General features: G+C 71.2%; 16 protein-coding genes. 4 read left to right on the forward strand and 12 right to left on the reverse strand.

Annotation, left to right across the window (positions count from 1 at the left end):
* Positions 1-95 precede the first annotated feature (95 nt).
* From LJB74_RS09035 to LJB74_RS09065, 7 genes are all read right to left on the reverse strand, one after another.
* Positions 96-1,301 (reverse strand): hypothetical protein, encoded by a 1,206-nt coding sequence (locus LJB74_RS09035; protein WP_259308219.1) that lies wholly within the window; start codon positions 1,299-1,301, stop codon positions 96-98.
* Between the two features lie 10 nt (positions 1,302-1,311).
* Positions 1,312-1,809 carry a ribose-5-phosphate isomerase gene (locus LJB74_RS09040; RefSeq protein WP_259308220.1) on the reverse strand — a complete coding sequence of 166 codons (498 nt, stop codon included), beginning with the start codon at positions 1,807-1,809 and terminating at the stop codon, positions 1,312-1,314.
* Positions 1,806-3,548, reverse strand: coding sequence for a dihydroxyacetone kinase family protein (locus LJB74_RS09045; RefSeq protein WP_259308221.1), 1,743 nt, complete (start codon positions 3,546-3,548; stop codon positions 1,806-1,808). Before LJB74_RS09045 ends, LJB74_RS09040 begins: the two co-directional genes overlap by 4 nt.
* A 133-nt stretch (positions 3,549-3,681) precedes the next feature.
* Positions 3,682-4,506 carry an N-acyl homoserine lactonase family protein gene (locus tag LJB74_RS09050; RefSeq protein ID WP_259308222.1) on the reverse strand — a complete coding sequence of 275 codons (825 nt, stop codon included), beginning with the start codon at positions 4,504-4,506 and terminating at the stop codon, positions 3,682-3,684.
* A gap of 75 nt (positions 4,507-4,581) precedes the next feature.
* Positions 4,582-5,589 carry an ABC transporter permease gene (locus LJB74_RS09055; RefSeq protein ID WP_259308223.1) on the reverse strand — a complete coding sequence of 336 codons (1,008 nt, stop codon included), beginning with the start codon at positions 5,587-5,589 and terminating at the stop codon, positions 4,582-4,584.
* Positions 5,586-7,133 (reverse strand): sugar ABC transporter ATP-binding protein, encoded by a 1,548-nt coding sequence (locus LJB74_RS09060; protein ID WP_259308224.1) that lies wholly within the window; start codon positions 7,131-7,133, stop codon positions 5,586-5,588. Before LJB74_RS09060 ends, LJB74_RS09055 begins: the two co-directional genes overlap by 4 nt.
* 45 nt (positions 7,134-7,178) lie before the next feature.
* Positions 7,179-8,162 carry a sugar ABC transporter substrate-binding protein gene (locus LJB74_RS09065; protein ID WP_259308225.1) on the reverse strand — a complete coding sequence of 328 codons (984 nt, stop codon included), beginning with the start codon at positions 8,160-8,162 and terminating at the stop codon, positions 7,179-7,181.
* A gap of 567 nt (positions 8,163-8,729) precedes the next feature.
* On the opposite strand from LJB74_RS09065, the gene LJB74_RS09070 reads away from it, so the two are divergent.
* Positions 8,730-9,548, forward strand: coding sequence for a DeoR/GlpR family DNA-binding transcription regulator (locus LJB74_RS09070; RefSeq protein ID WP_259308226.1), 819 nt, complete (start codon positions 8,730-8,732; stop codon positions 9,546-9,548).
* Between the two features lie 51 nt (positions 9,549-9,599).
* Here the strand turns inward: LJB74_RS09070 and LJB74_RS09075 are convergent, their stop codons facing one another.
* The 5 genes from LJB74_RS09075 to LJB74_RS09095 all read right to left on the reverse strand — a co-directional run bounded on the left by LJB74_RS09075 (position 9,600) and on the right by LJB74_RS09095 (position 13,796).
* Entirely contained in the window at positions 9,600-10,022 is a 423-nt protein-coding gene (locus LJB74_RS09075; RefSeq protein WP_259308227.1) for an arsenate reductase ArsC, read from the reverse strand.
* A 98-nt stretch (positions 10,023-10,120) separates the two neighbouring features.
* A complete protein-coding gene (locus LJB74_RS09080) occupies positions 10,121-11,101 on the reverse strand; it encodes a metalloregulator ArsR/SmtB family transcription factor (protein WP_259310321.1) in 981 nt (326 codons plus the stop codon).
* A 233-nt stretch (positions 11,102-11,334) separates the two neighbouring features.
* Entirely contained in the window at positions 11,335-12,618 is a 1,284-nt protein-coding gene (locus LJB74_RS09085) for a hypothetical protein (protein ID WP_259308228.1), read from the reverse strand.
* 176 nt (positions 12,619-12,794) lie between these two features.
* Positions 12,795-13,058, reverse strand: a complete 264-nt coding sequence (locus LJB74_RS09090; RefSeq protein WP_259308229.1) for an acylphosphatase — start codon at positions 13,056-13,058, stop codon at positions 12,795-12,797.
* A 15-nt stretch (positions 13,059-13,073) separates the two neighbouring features.
* Positions 13,074-13,796 (reverse strand): BTAD domain-containing putative transcriptional regulator, encoded by a 723-nt coding sequence (locus LJB74_RS09095; RefSeq protein ID WP_259308230.1) that lies wholly within the window; start codon positions 13,794-13,796, stop codon positions 13,074-13,076.
* Between the two features lie 242 nt (positions 13,797-14,038).
* On the opposite strand from LJB74_RS09095, the gene LJB74_RS09100 reads away from it, so the two are divergent.
* From LJB74_RS09100 to LJB74_RS09110, 3 genes are read left to right on the forward strand one after another with little or no spacing between them, the layout of a single operon-like run.
* Positions 14,039-14,701 (forward strand): hypothetical protein, encoded by a 663-nt coding sequence (locus tag LJB74_RS09100; protein WP_259308231.1) that lies wholly within the window; start codon positions 14,039-14,041, stop codon positions 14,699-14,701.
* Position 14,702: 1 nt separating this feature from the next.
* The gene (locus LJB74_RS09105) at positions 14,703-15,002 is read left to right on the forward strand and encodes a hypothetical protein (protein ID WP_259308232.1); all 300 of its coding nucleotides are present in this window, start codon (positions 14,703-14,705) and stop codon (positions 15,000-15,002) included.
* 1 nt (position 15,003) lies between these two features.
* Positions 15,004-16,143: a hypothetical protein gene (locus tag LJB74_RS09110; protein ID WP_259308233.1), complete on the forward strand. Its 1,140-nt coding sequence runs from the start codon at positions 15,004-15,006 to the stop codon at positions 16,141-16,143.
* The last annotated feature ends 20 nt before the right edge of the window (positions 16,144-16,163 follow it).

Genomic DNA, 16,163 nt, shown 5'->3' on the forward strand with positions numbered 1-16,163 from the left:
GTGGAGAGGATCCTCTCCACGCCGGCCCCGTTCTCGTCCGGCTCCCCGCGCCTCGGCTCGCTGCGGGTGCCGATGGTCCGACGGACCCGGGCGGCCTACCGCTTCAGGCCGGCCCGCGGTGCGTCCGGGTTGATGTCCGGCCCGAAGAACTTGACCAGCACCAGGTCCTCCGCGCCGGTGTTGACGATCTCCACCGGTTCGACCGCCCTGTCGTGCACGATCAGCAGCTCGTCGTCCCCCGGCGTGCCGCCGCGCACGGCGTGCCCGGCGACGGTGCCCTCACCACGCCAGACCAGCAGGTTGTGCACACCACGCTCGACGTCCACGACACTCGCACCCGGCGCCAGCCGCAACCGCTTCCCGGAGAACTTCGGCGACCCGTAGAACACCCACGCCTCGTCGACCCCTTCGGCCTCCTTGAACGTGCGCGGGATCAGGACGCGGTTGTCGTAGAAGTGCGGGTCGCCGTTGGCCTTCCAGTCGACCCAGCGCATGAGCGCACGCTCGTGCAACGCCTCACGGTCCTCGGCCGAGACGTCCTTGTAGAGCATCTCCTTGCTGATGATCTTCCCGGCGTTGAGCGCCTGGAACATCGACATCGTGTCGGCGTCCTCCTGGAGCTCGATCGTCAGCGCCGTCCCCGGGGCGTGGAGGATCCCCGACTCGATCAGGAACCCCTCCTCAGGAACCTGGAGGTACGCGAACGCGTGCTTGAGGATCGCGTCGTCGTCCCACGCCTCGAGGTACGGAAGGAGCACCTCGGCGCCGTCGCCCTCCGCGATCCACGGGTGCACCCCGTAGAACGACTCCGGGTGCGCGCCCATGTCGACGTCCGGCGGGAACCAGTACGCCTCGTCCTTCGAGTTCCGGCCGACGAGCGCGGCCTGATCCGTCGGCGGGTGGATGTGGTACGGGATCCGGGCGCCGTAGTCGAAGATCTTCGCCAGCCGGCCGAGGTCCGCATGCGTCGCGGCGTAGTCCGTCCCCATGACGAGCGCCGGGGCCGCCGCCACCGCATCCTTCAGGTTCAGCCGCTCGCCCGAGGTCCGGATGTAGCTGATCCCCTCGTCGTCGGGACCGATCCGGTTGTCGGCGTGCGTCGTCGAGCCGAGCCAGCGCTCGCAGACGAATCCCCGCTCTCCGAGGTCGTAGTCCTCCTCCGCGAGCCCCAGACGGCGACCGGGCGGCAACCAGTCGCGCGCGACGAGCGCAGGGTCGAGCCTCAGCACCCCACCCGTCTCGTCAATGGCCGCCTTGACCTTCTCGAACATCGTCTCCACCTCTTCCGACCTCGTTGTCATGTCATCGCGACTAACGGCACTCCGGCGTGACCTCCGGCACCGGCGAGCCGGCGCCCTCGTAGTCCGCAAGAATCTGCACCTTGCCCGCCGACGCGGACGTCTCGTCGAACCGGTACGTCAACCACTCCCGCGCCAGTCGGCGTGCGAGCTCGAGGCCCACGACGCGCTGCCCGAAGGTGAGGACCTGCGCGTTGTTGCTGAGCACGGCCCGCTCGACCGAGAAGCTGTCGTGCGCGGTGACCGCGCGCACCCCCCGCACCTTGTTCGCGGCGATCGCCACACCCAGACCCGTCCCGCAGACCAGCAGGGCACGGTCCGCCAGGCCCGCGCTGATCATCTCGGCCGCAGCGACCGCGATCCGCGGGTACTCCGTGTGGCTGTCCTTGTCGACGCCGACGTCGACGACGGACTCCACGAGCTCGCTCGCCTCGAGGTCCGCCTTGAGGGCCTCCTTGTACGTGAAGCCCGCGTCGTCGGACCCGACCACGAGCCGTAGCTTGTCGCTCATCGCGCCACCTCACCCGTCGCCAGCACCTCGTTGACCGCACCGATCGCCAGCGCGAGCGAGACCGCACCGGGGTCCGGCGTACCGATGCTGCGTTCCGCCAGCGGTCGCGCCCGGCCGATCCGCGGGGTCAGCCCCGCCGTGCTGCGCGCAGCCTCGTCGGCCCGCCCGCTCGCGGTCGCCCAGGCCTCGACGAGGGGGGCGCCGCCGTCCGCGGCCTCCCGCAGCGCCGCGCTGAACGGCGCGAGGACGTCCACCAGGGTCTTGTCGCCGATCTCCGCCCGGCCGAAGCGCACGACCTCGGCGAGCGCTGCCTCGACGCCGGTCGCGACCGATCCCACGTCCGGACGCTGCTCGTCACCGAGCGCCGACCCGAGTGCGCGCAGGACGATCCCCCACAGCGCGCCCGACGTGCCACCGGCCCGGTCGGCCCAGGCATCACCGGCAGCGCTCAGGACCGTCCCCGCGCCCGCCTGGTCCGACGCGACGTCCCGCGCGGCGCGGACCGCAGCCTCGACACCTCGCTGCATCCCGATGCCGTGGTCGCCGTCCCCGGCGATCGCGTCGAGCCTGCCGAGCTCCTCGACGTTGTCGTTGATCACCGTCCGGACGGCCTCCAGGCTCGCCAGCACCGACGGCACCGACTCGCGGGAGTCCTCCGACGCGGCCCACCGATCAGTCGGTGCCTCGTCCGGCACGTCGACCAGGACGTCGGCCGCCTCCGCCCGGGTGGGGGCCAGGTTCTTCCGGAACGACGGCGAGTCCGCCGGTGCACGCCACAGCCGCTCGAGGTCGTCGTCGAGCCAGGCCAGGGTGAGGGACACCCCTGCCATCTCGAAGCTCGTGACGAGCTCGCCCACCTCCGGCTCGACGACGGTGAGCCCGGTGCCCTCGAGCAGCTCGGACACCCGGCGGAACACCACGAACAGCTCCTCGTACTTGACCCCGCCGAGCCCGTTGAGGAGCGCGACCACGCGGCTCCCGCTCGCGCCGTCCGCCTCGGGGTGACGCTCGTCGAGGAGGCGGGACACCAGCAGCTCGGCGAGCTCGTCGGCGGTCGGGACGTCCGTCTCGCCGACACCGGGCTCGCCGTGGATGCCCATCCCGACGGCCATCCGGCCGGCCGGGACCGTGAAGAGCGGCGCCGACGCCCCGGGGAGCGTGCACCCGGTGAACGCGACGCCGAACGAGCGCGTCCGGTCGTTCGCACGGGCCGCGACCTCAGCGACCTCCGCGAGCGAGGCGCCCGCGTCGGCCAGCGCACCGGCGGCCTTGAAGACGACGAGGTCGCCCGCGATGCCGCGCCGCTTGGCGGTCTCGTCCACGGAGGCGCTCGAGACGTCGTCGGTCACCACGACCGTCGTGACGTCGATGCCCTCGCTCCTGAGCCGCTCCTGGGCCTGGGTGAAGTTCAGCACGTCACCCGCGTAGTTCCCGTAGCACAGCAGGACGCCGCCGCCGCTGTGGGCGGCCTTGGCGACCGAGTACACCTGCTGCGCGGACGGCGACGCGAACAGGTTGCCCATCGCGGCGCCGTGGGCCAGGCCCTCACCGACCAGCCCGGCGAACGCCGGGTAGTGGCCGGAGCCGCCGCCGATGACCACCGCCACGTGCCCCGGCACGGGTCGGCTCGCGCGCACCACGCCACCCGGGACCTGCCGTACCCGGTCGCGGTAGGCGGCGGCGAACCCTTCCGTGAACTCGTCAGCAAAATGGGTCGGGTTGTTGAACAGGTATGCCATCGTCAACAGCCTCCTCGGCAGTGATCGGGGCCCGGTCTCGCCACTGACGCGACGTCGCGGACGAGGTGGTCGTGAGAAGCCGCCGCACGCCCGGCGTGGCGGTCTGATGCCACGCCGGGCATTGCGGGTCGGGCTAACCGATGGTTCCGGACGGGAATTCCTCGCGGAACTGCCAGTCGTGACCGGGAATGATGATGTCCGCCTCGATGTGCAGGCGGTCGTAGCCCTTCATGAGGTCCTGCAGGTCCCAGAAGGAACCGGTGGGCCAGTTGAGCTCGAGGTTCCGGTAGTTGTACATGATGTCGCCCGCGAGGCACACCGTCCCGAGGTCGGTCGTGACCATGACGACCATCGTCCCCGGGGTGTGCCCGCCGATCTTCACCAGTCGCACGCCCTTGTCGATCTGGGCGTCGCCGTCGATCACCTCGATACGGTCCGCCACGTCGGCGATGTGGTGCGAGTACTCCGCGTAGGAGAACTGCGTGTAGCGCGGGGGCGTCAGGCCCTGGACGACCTCTTCCCGCTGCACGATGAACTTGGCGTTGGGGAAGAGGTGGTTGTTCCCGACGTGGTCGAAGTGCAGGTGCGACAGCACCACGATGTCGACGTCCTCGGGGGCGACGCCGTGGGCCGCGAGCCCGGCGACGATGTCCTGGTCCTCGGAGCGCGTCGCGAGCATGTCGGCCCCGTACGTGCCCATCAGGTCCATGATCTCCTTGAGGTCACCGAGACCCGTGTCGATCAGGATCGTCTTCTCGGTGCCCTCGAGCAGCCACACCGGGATCGGCACCATGCCGCCGGGGGCCTGCGTCCCGTCGTTCATCACGTGGTCGCGGGTGAAGCCGAACGGGAGCACCGAGTCCGGGTCGATGTGCGGGTGGTTGCCCGAGTTCAGCAGGTGGCCGGCGAGCGTGTTCTCCAGCTCTCCTGTGATGATCTGGTGAATCTTGATTCCCATGCGACTTCTCCTCCGGTTTCTGATGCATCGGACGGCTGTGTCCGCGAGCGTGGGGGGCGATGACGGTGCGCGGGGCTAAGCCCGTGCGTATTTCCTGGCGATGGTGGAGAGAGCGACGGCCGCGACGAGGATCCCGCCCTTGAACAGGTACTGGTAGAACACCGGCGTCCCGAGCAGGCTGAGCCCGTTGAACCCGACATTCACGAGCAGCACCCCGATCAGGGTCCCGACGATGTGGAACTCACCGTCGCGAAGCGTCGCGGAACCGAGGAACACCGCCGCGAACGCATCCAGCAGGTATCCGTCGGCCGCGCTGACCGTGCCGCTTCCCAGCAGGGAGGCCAGCAGGATCCCGGTGAGACCCGCGCACAGCCCGGTGATGACGAAGGCGGAGATCTTGGCCCGGTCGGTCCGGATACCGGCGAGCCGGGCAGCGTTCGCGTTCGCACCCACGGCCTGGATGCGCTGGCCCAACGGGGTGCGGTTGAGGATGACCCACAGCAGCGTGAGGACGATCGCCATGTACCAGATCGGGTTCGAGAGCCCGAGGAAGTGCCCGAGGGTGAGGTTCGTGAACTCCTTGGGCACCTGGAGGATCGGGGTACCGGCCGTGTAGCCGAAGCTCAGCCCGACGACCACCGTCCCCACACCGAGAGTGGCGACGACGGCGTTGACCCTGGCCTTCGTGACGAGCAGGCCGTTGACGGTCCCGACGGTGCCGGCGGCGGCGATGGTCAGGAGGATCGCGAGGACGAGGCTCACGCCCTGGTTGGCGATCAGACCGGTCACGAGGACGCCGGCGAGGCTCGCCGTGTACCCGATGCTCATGTCGAACTCACCGACCACCAGCACGATCGTCAGCCCGGCCGCGATGATCGCGGTGAGCGTCGATTGGTTGACGATGTTGAGCAGGTTGTCCCGGCTCAGGAAGACGGCGTTCGGGGCGGCGACGCTGAAGATCAGCACGAGGAGCGCCATCGCGAAGAGCGTGCCGTACTTCGACAGGATCATCAGGGCCCGCCGCCGACCCGCAGGTCGATGCGTGAGGGTCGGCCGAGGCCGGACCGCGGTATCGGTGCTCATGACTGCACTACCTTCACTTTCTCGTGGCCGAAGCTCCGGTGGACGATGTGGTCGATCGTGATCGAGGCGCCGCTCAGCTCGCCGGTCACCCGGCCCTCGGTCATCACGACGACGCGGTCGCAGAGCCCGACGAGCTCTTCGTTGTCGGAGGACACCGCGAGGACCGCGGTGCCGCGGGCTGCGAGCTCCCTGATCACCTGGTGCACCTCGGCGCGGGCGCCCACGTCCACGCCTCGCGACGGCTCGTCCAGGATGAGGAGGCGCGGCGGGGTGACGAGCCAACGCGCGATGACGACCTTCTGCTGGTTCCCTCCGGAGAGCGAGCCGACGATCTGGCCGACGTCCGACGCCTTGACCGTGACGAGGTCCGCCACGCGCTGGGCACGTCGCCGCGCCTCGCGCAGCCGCAGCAGCGGCCAGAAGCGCGAGCGCACGAGCGCGTCGACCCCCGCGATGTTGATGTTGAAGTCGATGGTCCGGTCGAGGAAGAGACCCTCCGACCGGCGCTCCTCGGGCACCAGGCCGATGCCGGCCCGGACCGCGTCCTCCGGGTGGTGGAACCGCGTCTTCCTGCCGTCGAGCCACACCTCGCCCGCCGTCGCGCGAGCGGCGCCGTAGACGATCTTCACGAGCTCCGTCCGGCCGGCACCGACCAGCCCGCCGAGCCCGACGATCTCGCCTGCGTGGACCGTCAGGGACACGTCCCGGAGCAGCTTCTCGTCACTGATGCCCTTGACCTCGAGCACGGGCCGGCCGGCGGGGCCCGGCTCCAGCCCGTGCTCGGGGATGACGAGGTCCTTGCCGACGATCGCCCGCACCAGCTCGGCCTTGGTCACGGTCTCGCCGACGACACGCTTGGTGACCATGCCGTCCTTGAACACCGTGATGTCCTGGCAGAGGTCCGAGACCTCGTCCAGCCGGTGGGAGACGAACAGGACCGCCGTCCCCTTGGCCGCGAGGTCGCGGATGATCGCGTGCAGGCGTTCCGCCTCGACCGAGGAGAGCGACGCGGTCGGCTCGTCCATCGCGATCAGCCGGGCGTCGTGCATGAGCGCGCGACCGATCAGGACGAGCCACTGGTCCGCGGTGCTCAACGTGTCGACGTTGGTCAGCAGCCCGAACTCGAACCCGAGGAGCTCGGCGACCTCCCGGGCACGCTGCCCGGTCGGCCGCCAGTCGATGACGCCCAGGTGGGTGGTGGGGGTGATCCCCAGCGCCATGTTGCGCAGGACGTCCCACCCCGGGATCAGGCTCATCTCCTGGTGGATGAACGCGAGGCCGAGGGCGGTCGCGTCGTCGGGGTTGTCGATCGCGACCGCCTCCCCGTCGACCTCGATGCGACCGGAGTCCGGCGTCCCGACGCCGGCAAGGCACCGGATGAGCGTGGACTTGCCGGCGCCGTTGGCGCCGACCAGCCCATGCACCACACCCGGTCGGATCTCGAACGACACGTCGCTCAGCGCGTTGACCCCGCCGAAGCTCTTGCTGACGCCGTCGATCCTGATCAGCGGCCTGTCGCCCGAGGCCTCATGACTCCGGTGCACCGATGCCTCCATGCTCTGCACAGCCCTTCGCGCGTCGTCCTGCGACTACCCGAGGATCCCGGGGTGGTCCGTCAGGAACTGGTCGATGGTGTCCTTGTTGATCAAGATGCCCGGGACGTCGACGACCTTGGCGCTCCAGCTGGAACCCGCGTCGATCGCCTCGAGGGTCGTCTCGAACATGGCCTTGCCCTCGGCGGCGCCGTCCTCGTACGTGGTGGCGGTCATGCTGCCGTCCTGGACCGCCTTGATCGCGGTCACCGAGCCGGCGACGCCGTACGTCTTCACGTCGGTGCGTCCGAGCTGCTTGAGAGCGGAGATCGCCCCGAGCGTCGGGTCGTCCCAGCAGCCCCAGATGGCCAGGTTCCCGGAGTCCTTGGGGTGGCTGCCGAGCCAGGCGGTCGCGTAGTTCGCGCCGTCCTGGAGGAACCCGGGGATCCGGACCTCCTGCTTGGTCACCTTGATGCCCGGGTTCTGCTCGATGACCTTGTCGAACGCCGCCTCACGGTCGATGCAGACCTGACCGCCGTGGTAGGTCAGCGCGAGCACGTCGCCCTTCCCGCCCATGTCCTTCGCGAGGGCCTCGGTGGTCGTCGTCGCGAACGGGCCGCCGTCGCCGGTCGACATCACGATGCCGTCGCCGGGGCCACCGCCCCAGGAGGCGACCGGGATGCCGGCGGACTTGGCTGCTGCCAGACCGGCACCGAGCGAGGACGCAGGGAAGACCAGGTCGAAGATCATCCCGGCCTTCTTGTTCGCGAAGTTCCGGAACGCGGCGTTCGCGGTGTCGGCGTTCCCCTGCGCGTCGACGACCTCGACCTTCCAGCCAGCCTTCTCGGCGGCCTCCGTGGCCCCCTTGATGGCCAGCGCGTTGCCGGCCTCGTTCGCGGTGATCGAGACGATCCCGAGCAGCTTGTTGGTCGTGCCGCCGGTTCCGCTCGAGCTGCTGCCCGCCGGCCCTGAGCAGGCGGCGACCGCCATGGCGAGGGCGGCAGCGGCTCCGATGACCGCGATGGCTCTGTTCTTGCGCATGTCCTTCTCCTTGGGAGAGTGAGGTGACGGGGTCGACGGGGGCGTCGACGGGGGGAGACGTCCGGTCTCGGGGGAAGTGAGGGGGTCAGATCGGACGCCGCTGTGGACGATCAGGAACCGAGGTGCTGCCTCGGTCGGAGCGGGCTCCTTCGCGGACGTGCCGCGGTGCTGGGGGATGCCGGCGCCCACGCGTCACGAGGTGATCGCGGGCGGGCGGCAGAGCGGGGCAAATCACCTCCACGTTGAGGTTCGACTGACTGCGGGGCCTGGCTCCCGACCACGACGGTGCGGGTGGTGCTCGTACAGTTCGCCATGTCACCGACTCGGCCTGGGGGGGCTGACGTCGTGTTACGACTCTGTTATCTTGGTGGCTGGCGATGTGAAATCTAACATCGCATTTTGAGAGGTGTCAAGACTCCCTCAACGTCGACGGAGGGCACGACGGACGCCGGCACCCGCGCCGCACGCACCTCCCGGAACCCCAGGGACGCGGCCGGACCCGGTGCTAGCCTCGTGCGTCGATGCACTGGCCGAGGGGCAGTCGCCGGCGTCGAGATTGGGAGAGCCGTGAGTGCAGAGAACTCCACCCAGAAGAGCCACGAGTCCCGCCAGGCCGTGCGCCAACGCGCGATCTCCGAGGCCGTGATGACCGCGGGCAGCGTACGGATCGAGCAGCTCGCCGAGCGGTTCGACATCAGCCTGATGACCGTTCATCGCGACCTCGACGAGCTCGAGTCGCGAGGTCTGCTCCGCAAGTCCCGCGGCGTCGCGACCGCGCTCTCGTCGAGCCTCGTCGAGTCGAGCGACGTGTTCCGCGCCGGCCAGCAGCACGCCGCGAAGCTGGAGGTGGCGCAGGCGGCGCTGGAGTTCATCGAGCCCGGCCAGGCGGTGTTCCTGGACGACTCGACCACGGTGCTGCAGCTCGCACGGCTCCTGCACGAGAGGGCCCCGCTGACGGTCATCACGAACTGCCTGACCATCATCAACGAGCTCAACAACACCCGTGGGATCTCACTCGTGGCGCTCGGCGGCTTCTACCACAACTGGTGCAGCTCGTTCATGGGGCAGATGACCACGACGGCCATCGAGCAGCTCCGCGCCGACGTGTTCGTGATGTCGACCGCCGCGATCACCGACGACCGCTGCTTCCACCAGAGCCAGGAGACCGTCAGCACCAAGCACGCGATGTTCGATGTCTCCGCGGCCCGGATCCTGCTTGCCGACCACACGAAGTTCGAGAAGCGGGCGCTGTACGGGCTCGTCGACCTGACCGAGTTCGATCACGTGATCGTCGACTCCCGGACGCGCGACGAGGACGTCGTCCGGCTCCGCGGGAAGGGCGTCCATGTCACCGTCGCGACGCCGTCGGCCACGCCGCACCGGTAACGGTTCCGCCACGGAAGCGGGTTCGGCACCGGTGCGCCGTGCGAGGGAGGGTCAACCGACCGCCGGGACCCCGAGCTCGTCGAGCAGCGCGAGGACCCGCACCCGGATCTCGTCGCGGATCGGCCGCACGGACTCGATGCCCTGACCCGCCGGGTCGTCGAGCGCCCAGTCCTCGTAGCGCTTGCCGGGGAAGATCGGGCACACGTCGCCGCAGCCCATCGTGATGACGACGTCGGACGCCTGCACGGCCTCGGTGGTCAGCACCTTGGGCTGCTGGTCCCGGATGTCGACGCCGACCTCGAGCATCGCCTCGACGGCGACGGGGTTGATCTGGTCGGCCGGGAGCGACCCGGCAGACCGGACCTCGACGGCCCCGCCGGACAGCGCGGTGAGGAACCCGGCGGCCATCTGCGACCTCCCGGCGTTGTGGACGCAGACGAACAGGGCGCTCGGTCGGGTGGTGGTCTCGGTCATCGTGGTTCCTCCGGGGCGGTGGCTGGGTGGGTGGCGGTTCAGCGTCGGGTCGAGCGGGGTGAGCGGGCGTCGGGCGGGGCAGGGCAGGTCAGGGCAGGTCAGGGCAGGTCAGGTCGGGCGCGGGATCGGTCGGGATCCGGCCCGGGCCGCAGCAGCTCCGCGAGGAGCGTCTGGACCCGCCGGTCGATCTCGTCCCGGATCGCGCGAACGCCGTCGGGCGAGGCGAGCGCGGGATCCCCGACGGCCCAGTCCTCGTACCGCTTGCCGGGCAGGACCGGGCACACGTCGCCGCAGCCCATCGTGACGACGACGTCGGCCGCCCGGACCGCGTCGTCGGTCAGCGGCTTGGGGAAGGGCGTCTCGCCCGAGTCGTCGATCTCGTCGAGCAGGGTCTGGACGGCGGCGTGGACGTCGTCGGCGGGGGCCGAGCCCGCGGACCGCACGACGACCGCGTCCCCCGCGCGGGCACGCATCAGCGCGGCGGCGAGCTGGGACCTGCCGGCGTTCGCGACGCAGACGAAGAGCACCTGAGGCGGACGCGGGCCTGCGGCGGGCTCAGCCACGCGGACGAGGTCGTCGAGTCGCTGCCGCGCGAACGCCTCGGCGGTCGCGACGAGGTGGGCGCGCACGCCGGCGCCGCGGGCGAGGGAGGCGTACGACTCACGCACGAGATGGGTCACGAGGCCCGGGTCGACGGTCGGGTAGCGGCTCGCGAGCGCTGCCGCGATCCGGTCGAGCGTCGCGTCGGCGTCCACCAGGCCGGTCGGGTGCGGGACGCCGTCGGCCATCGTCGCCGGGGCGAAGGCCTCGAGCAGCGTGGTCACGGCCCGTCGTGCGGACGGGGTGATGCGGTAGAACACCCACGTCCCGCGGCGCTCGGACTCGAGGACGCCGACCTCCTTGAGGACCTTGAGGTGGTGGGAGACGGTCGGGGCGGTGACCTCGGCGACGCTGGCGATGTCGCACACGCACGCCTCACCGGTGGGGCTGCTCGAGATCAACGAGAGGATCCGGAGACGGAGCGGGTCGGCCAGCGCCTTGAGGGTCGCGGCCACGTGGGCGGCGGGTTCGGCACCCATCGCGTGGTCCCCCACCACGACGGGGCCCGACTCTCCGTCGAGCGGGAGGCACCCGGGCTGGTGGTCGTCGATCTCGGGACGGGTGGCGGCTCCGGAGGCCCTGCCCCCGCGAGCGCCGACGACGGGGACGGTCATGGCCACTCCTTCGCGTCGACGCCTGATTAGATGCCCGTCAATTTAGATGGACATCTAATCAGACGTCAAGGGCGCCTCCGGACCCGCCCGGGCTCAGCTCAGCGGTCCCAGACCTCGCCCGAGGCCGTCGCCTGCACGGTCCGGGTCGCGACGACCGCCCAGAACCCGATCAGCGACGCGAACAGCAGGACCCCGACGACCTCGATCACCGGCGCCTCCCACGCGCGCGCCACGTTGAGGGTGGCCACCGTGAACGCGCCGAGCGGGAAGGTGAACCCCCACCACCCGAGGTGGAACGGCAGCCGCCCGGCCCGCAGGTACCGCACCAGCAACGTCGCCGCCGCCGCGTACCACCACAGACCGAAACCCCACAGCGCCGTCGCGATCAGCAGGCTGATCATGCTCACCGACGTCGCCGTCGGACCGAACAGGGTGTGACCGGCCCGGGCGAGCGCGAGCGACGCCAGGACGGCGACGCCGATCGGCCCCAGACCGATCCACAGCGACGGCGCGAGGGCCGACGGGGGCAACGGGTGCAGCACGAGTCGGTCGTGCAGCAGGCCCATGACGAACAGGTAGAGCAGGAACCCCATCCCGAGCGCCGCATACCCGAGTGCGAGCAGCAGCCGCGCGTTGCCCGAGCTGACATGGGGCATCAGGGGTACCAGCACCATCGGGATGATGATCGTCACCACCGGCGGGATCAGCCAGCCGCCGTTGACCGCCTCGGCGGGCGGTCGGCCGCTGAACAACGTGATGCTGAACGCGACGCTGAGGACCAGGGCGATCGCGATCCCGACGACGGCGAGCACCGCGATGAGGCCGACGGCGAACTGCTCCGGCAGGTAGGCCGTACCGACCGCCGAGGTCATCACCGCCAGGACCAGCAGGCCCCCGGGGAGCGTGCCGTGCATCGCGCCGAGCACCGGGTGGCGCAGGTCCGCGAGCGACGCGTCGGAGTGCCGCGCCCACCGGATCGCGAACGCCACGGTGAGCGCGACCCCGAGGGCGTAGGCGACCACCGAGAACGCGATCCCGACCGCGTGCGCGACCCCGACCAGGCCGGACACGTTCCCGGGGTTCTGGTACGTCGCGACGGCGACGATCGCCGTCCCCATGACCGAGGCGAACCATCCCGGGTGGAGCGAGCGGATGCGTGAGGCGGCCGTCGCCGCGGGCGCGGTTGCCGCGGGCACGGCTGCCGCGGGCACGGCTGCCGCGGGCACGGCCGCTGCGGGCACGGCTGCCGCGGGCACGGCCGCTGCGGGCACAGCCGCCGCCGGCGCTCCGGCCACCGCCGCAGCACCGTCGGCCGGCACCGCTGCCGACGCCGACATCGGCGCCGGGACGGGCTCGCGCGGCGGCTCGACCGGTTCATTCATTTCAATGGCAGTTGAATCAGTCACGTTCGAAACGTAGAGCGACTCGCTTCACCCCGCCTGGGACGAAAGTCCCGCATCTTCGCCGCCACCCCCGCACCCCGTCCGTCAAGTGGAGCGAAGTGCGACAGACACGCTCGCGTGTCGTCGCACTTCGCTCCACTTGACGAGGGGCGGGGTCAGGGGAGGTCGCGGTAGTGGACCTCGACCGACTCGACGGCTCCGGGGGTGCGCGGGCCGCGCAACGAGCCCACGAACCGGTCGAGCGCCGCCGAGTCCCCGCGAGCCACCACCTCGACGCTGCCGTCCATGAGGTTCGTCGCCGACCCGGTCAGCCCCAGCCGGCCGAGCTGGTCGCGCGCCCACCACCGGAACCCGACACCCTGCACGTCCCCCCGTACCCGCGCGATGCACTCCCGGTTCACGCCCTCACCCGCGACCATCGCCCCCGACCTCCGTCAACTGGAGCGATCCGGCGCGACACGCCCGCGTGTCGCGCGCGGATCGCTCCAGTTGACGGAGAGGCGGAGGGTTTCGGCGGAGGGGCCGAGGCCGGTCTCGCGGGTCAGGACCTCGCAGCACTCGTCGTAGGCGTGCCGGGCCTCGGCGCGGTTGCCCTCGGCCAGGTGGATGCGGATCACCGCGCGGTGCGCGCTCTCCCGCAGCGCGTCGGCGCGCAGGGCCGCGAGCGCGGCCTCCATCGCCATCCCGTACATCCCCTGCGTGGCCAGCTGCGACGCCAACGTCTCGAGGACGTGCAGCCGCAGCTGGCGCAGTCGCTCCCGGTCGATCACGAGCCACTCGTCGTTCCAGTCCGGCAGCAGGTCCCCCTCGACGTACTGCAGCCCGGGGGCGTCGAGCAGGAGGCTCGCGCGACCGTCCATGACGTCGTGAGCGGTCCGCACCAGACGCGCGACGTCGACCTCGACGTCCGGCGCCAGGTCGAGGGAGTCGTGGCCGGAGACCAGCAGCCCGGGTGCCGTCTGGTTGGCCCGCCAGATCGCGGTGCGCAGGCTCGCGAGCGCACGGAGCTCGGTGGTCTCCGGCCACAGCGAGCCCGCGAGCCGGCTCCGCCCGCACCGGCCCCGGAGCGCGAGCAGGGAGATGATCCGCTGGGTGCTCGCCGGGACGGTCAGGTCCTCGCCGTCGACCGTGAGGCGGAAGCCACCCAGCAAGGTCACGCGTCGACGCGACCCCGTCGACGCGCGGGGACGAAGGTCGACGACCTGAGCACTTTCCATGAGGTCCACCCCCTGACGTGCTGCGGACGGGTGCCCGGGTGCCCACCATCCCGAACCACGGGGCATCGCGCAACAGGAGACGTTGGTCCCTTGTATCTGCGCCGGTCGGGGCGTCGATATGCCCGATTGCGTGTGACGTGCCTGTGACGGTCGAGTGACGCGACCGCAGCGACGATCCGGCCATGGGCGGTTACCCGGGAAGTCCTCGCACGCTGCGCGGCGCGATCGTCGCCGTCGACCCGTTGAGCCCGCTCTCGCGCATCGTGGTCTTCCAGTACAACCCCGACTCGGTCACCCGCACCTTGCGCCCCCGCGCCTCGAGCGGCGGGGCGAGCGGTGGCGGCGCCCAGGCGACCGACACGCACCGGATCTGGGGGGCACCGCAGGAGACCGTCACCATGACGGTCGAGCTCGACGCGACCGACGGGCTCGAGACCGGTGACCCCCTGGCCGCGAGCCTCGGCGTGCTCCCCCAGCTCTCCGCCCTCGAGATGCTGCTCTACCCGAGCGTCGCCCAGGTGATCGTCAACACCGGCCTGCTGCTCGCCGGCACGATCGAGGTTCTGCCGCCCGAGAGCCCGCTCACCGTCCTCGTGTGGGGACCGGGCCGAGCCGTCCCGGTGATGGTCGAGTCGTTGACGATCACCGAGCAGGCGTTCGACACGGCGCTCACACCGATCCGCGCGAGCGTCGAGCTCGGAGTGCGCGTGCTCACGTACTCGGACCTGCCCGCCACCGACCCCGGCTACGCGCTGTTCCTCGTGCACCAGGTCCTCAAGGAGACCACCGCGTCGATCGCCGGCGTGAGCGGTGCGGTGTCCGCGACCGTCGCCCTGGGAGGCTGACGTGACCGGTCCGGGTCGGTACGACGACGTCGACGTCGCGACCACCGAGGTGCCCGACGGGATCGGCGGCACGCGCGAGGTCCGCTACCTGCGCCGGCGGCGGCCACCTGCGACGCCGACGCTCCCGCCGCTCGCCCACCACCGCGTCGCGGACGACGACCGGCTCGACCTGATCGCCTCCCGCTACCTCGGCGACCCGCTCGCGTCCTGGCGCGTGGCCGACGCGAACGCCGCCCTGGACCCGCAGGAGCTCACCGCCGCACCGGGCGTCGTCCTCACGGTGCCGACCCCGGAGGCCTGACGTGGCGTCCCTCGGCACGCACCTGACCGTCCTCGCCGGCCCGACGGTCCCGCTCCCGCTGCCCGGACCGCTCGCCGGGCGGCTCCGCTCGGCCACCGTCCGCGAGACCGACACCGAGCGCTCCGCGTTCACGCTGACGTTCGACGCCGGGCGCTCGGGACCGGGTGCCGCGTTCGACCTGCCGATGCTCACGACGTCGCCGCTGCGCCCCGGCGCGCGTGTGAGCCTGCTGCTGACCGTCGGCGCGATCCCGACGGTGCTCGCCGACGGGTTCGTCACGCAGGTCGAGCTCACCCCCGGTCAGGCGGCGGGCGGTGCCGAGCTCGTGATCACCGGCGAGGACGTCTCGTGGCTGCTCGACAAGGAGGAGGTCAACCGCGAGCGCCCGCTCGACGACTACCCGCAGGTGCTCGCGATCCTCGCGCCGTACGCGGCGCACGGCGTGATCCCGATGGCGCTCCCGCCGATGGACATGGATCCCCCGCTGCCGATCGAGCGGGTCCCGCAGCAGCGCTCCACCGACCTGCAGCAGCTCGTCGACATGGCCGAGCGGCACGGGTACGTCACCTACGCGATCCCCGGCCCCGCACCCGCGACCAGCACGTTCTACTGGGGGCCACCGGTCCGGGTCGGCGTGCCGCAGCCCGCGATCACGATCGACCAGCCGCCGTACACGAACGTCACGTCGCCGCCGACGTTCCGCCTCGACGCGTTGTCGCCCGTGCAGGTGCAGGGCCGCGACCAGGACGCACGCACCAACACCGACCTGCCGGTGCGCACCGTGCCGCCGCTGCGGATCCCGCTCTCGGCGATGCCGCTGTGGGCCACGAACGCGGGCGACACGCGGATCCGGCTCGTCGAGCAGTCCGGGTCCTCCCCCGTCAGCACGATCGCGCGCGCCCAGGCGGAGGTGGACCGTCGGGCCGACGCGGTGGTCGGCGAGGGGCAGCTCGACGGCGCCCGCTACCGGGGGGTGCTCCGACCTCGCGGGCTCGTCGGCGTGCGCGGGGCCGGCTGGTCGCACGACGGCCTGTGGTACGTCCGACGCGTCGAGCACCGGCTCGCCCCCGGCTCGTACACGCAGAGCTTCACGATCGCCCGCGACGGCTACGGGTCGACGGTCCCGGCGGTGCTGCCATGAGCCGCCGCCGGTCGCGGGCC

The sequence above is a fragment of the Cellulomonas sp. P24 genome (assembly GCF_024704385.1).
Classification (GTDB): domain Bacteria; phylum Actinomycetota; class Actinomycetes; order Actinomycetales; family Cellulomonadaceae; genus JAJDFX01.

Coding starts and splice junctions, on each gene's coding strand:
- LJB74_RS09065 (WP_259308225.1), bottom strand. CDS start 8,162: ATGCGCAAGAACAGAGCCATCGCGGTCATCGGAGCCGCTGCCGCCCTC.
- LJB74_RS09085 (WP_259308228.1), bottom strand. CDS start 12,618: ATGAATGAACCGGTCGAGCCGCCGCGCGAGCCCGTCCCGGCGCCGATG.
- LJB74_RS09080 (WP_259310321.1), bottom strand. CDS start 11,101: ATGGGTGCCGAACCCGCCGCCCACGTGGCCGCGACCCTCAAGGCGCTG.
- LJB74_RS09035 (WP_259308219.1), bottom strand. CDS start 1,301: ATGACAACGAGGTCGGAAGAGGTGGAGACGATGTTCGAGAAGGTCAAG.
- LJB74_RS09045 (WP_259308221.1), bottom strand. CDS start 3,548: ATGGCATACCTGTTCAACAACCCGACCCATTTTGCTGACGAGTTCACG.
- LJB74_RS09100 (WP_259308231.1), top strand. CDS start 14,039: ATGGGCGGTTACCCGGGAAGTCCTCGCACGCTGCGCGGCGCGATCGTC.
- LJB74_RS09075 (WP_259308227.1), bottom strand. CDS start 10,022: ATGACCGAGACCACCACCCGACCGAGCGCCCTGTTCGTCTGCGTCCAC.
- LJB74_RS09050 (WP_259308222.1), bottom strand. CDS start 4,506: ATGGGAATCAAGATTCACCAGATCATCACAGGAGAGCTGGAGAACACG.
- LJB74_RS09055 (WP_259308223.1), bottom strand. CDS start 5,589: ATGAGCACCGATACCGCGGTCCGGCCTCGGCCGACCCTCACGCATCGA.
- LJB74_RS09090 (WP_259308229.1), bottom strand. CDS start 13,058: ATGGTCGCGGGTGAGGGCGTGAACCGGGAGTGCATCGCGCGGGTACGG.
- LJB74_RS09040 (WP_259308220.1), bottom strand. CDS start 1,809: ATGAGCGACAAGCTACGGCTCGTGGTCGGGTCCGACGACGCGGGCTTC.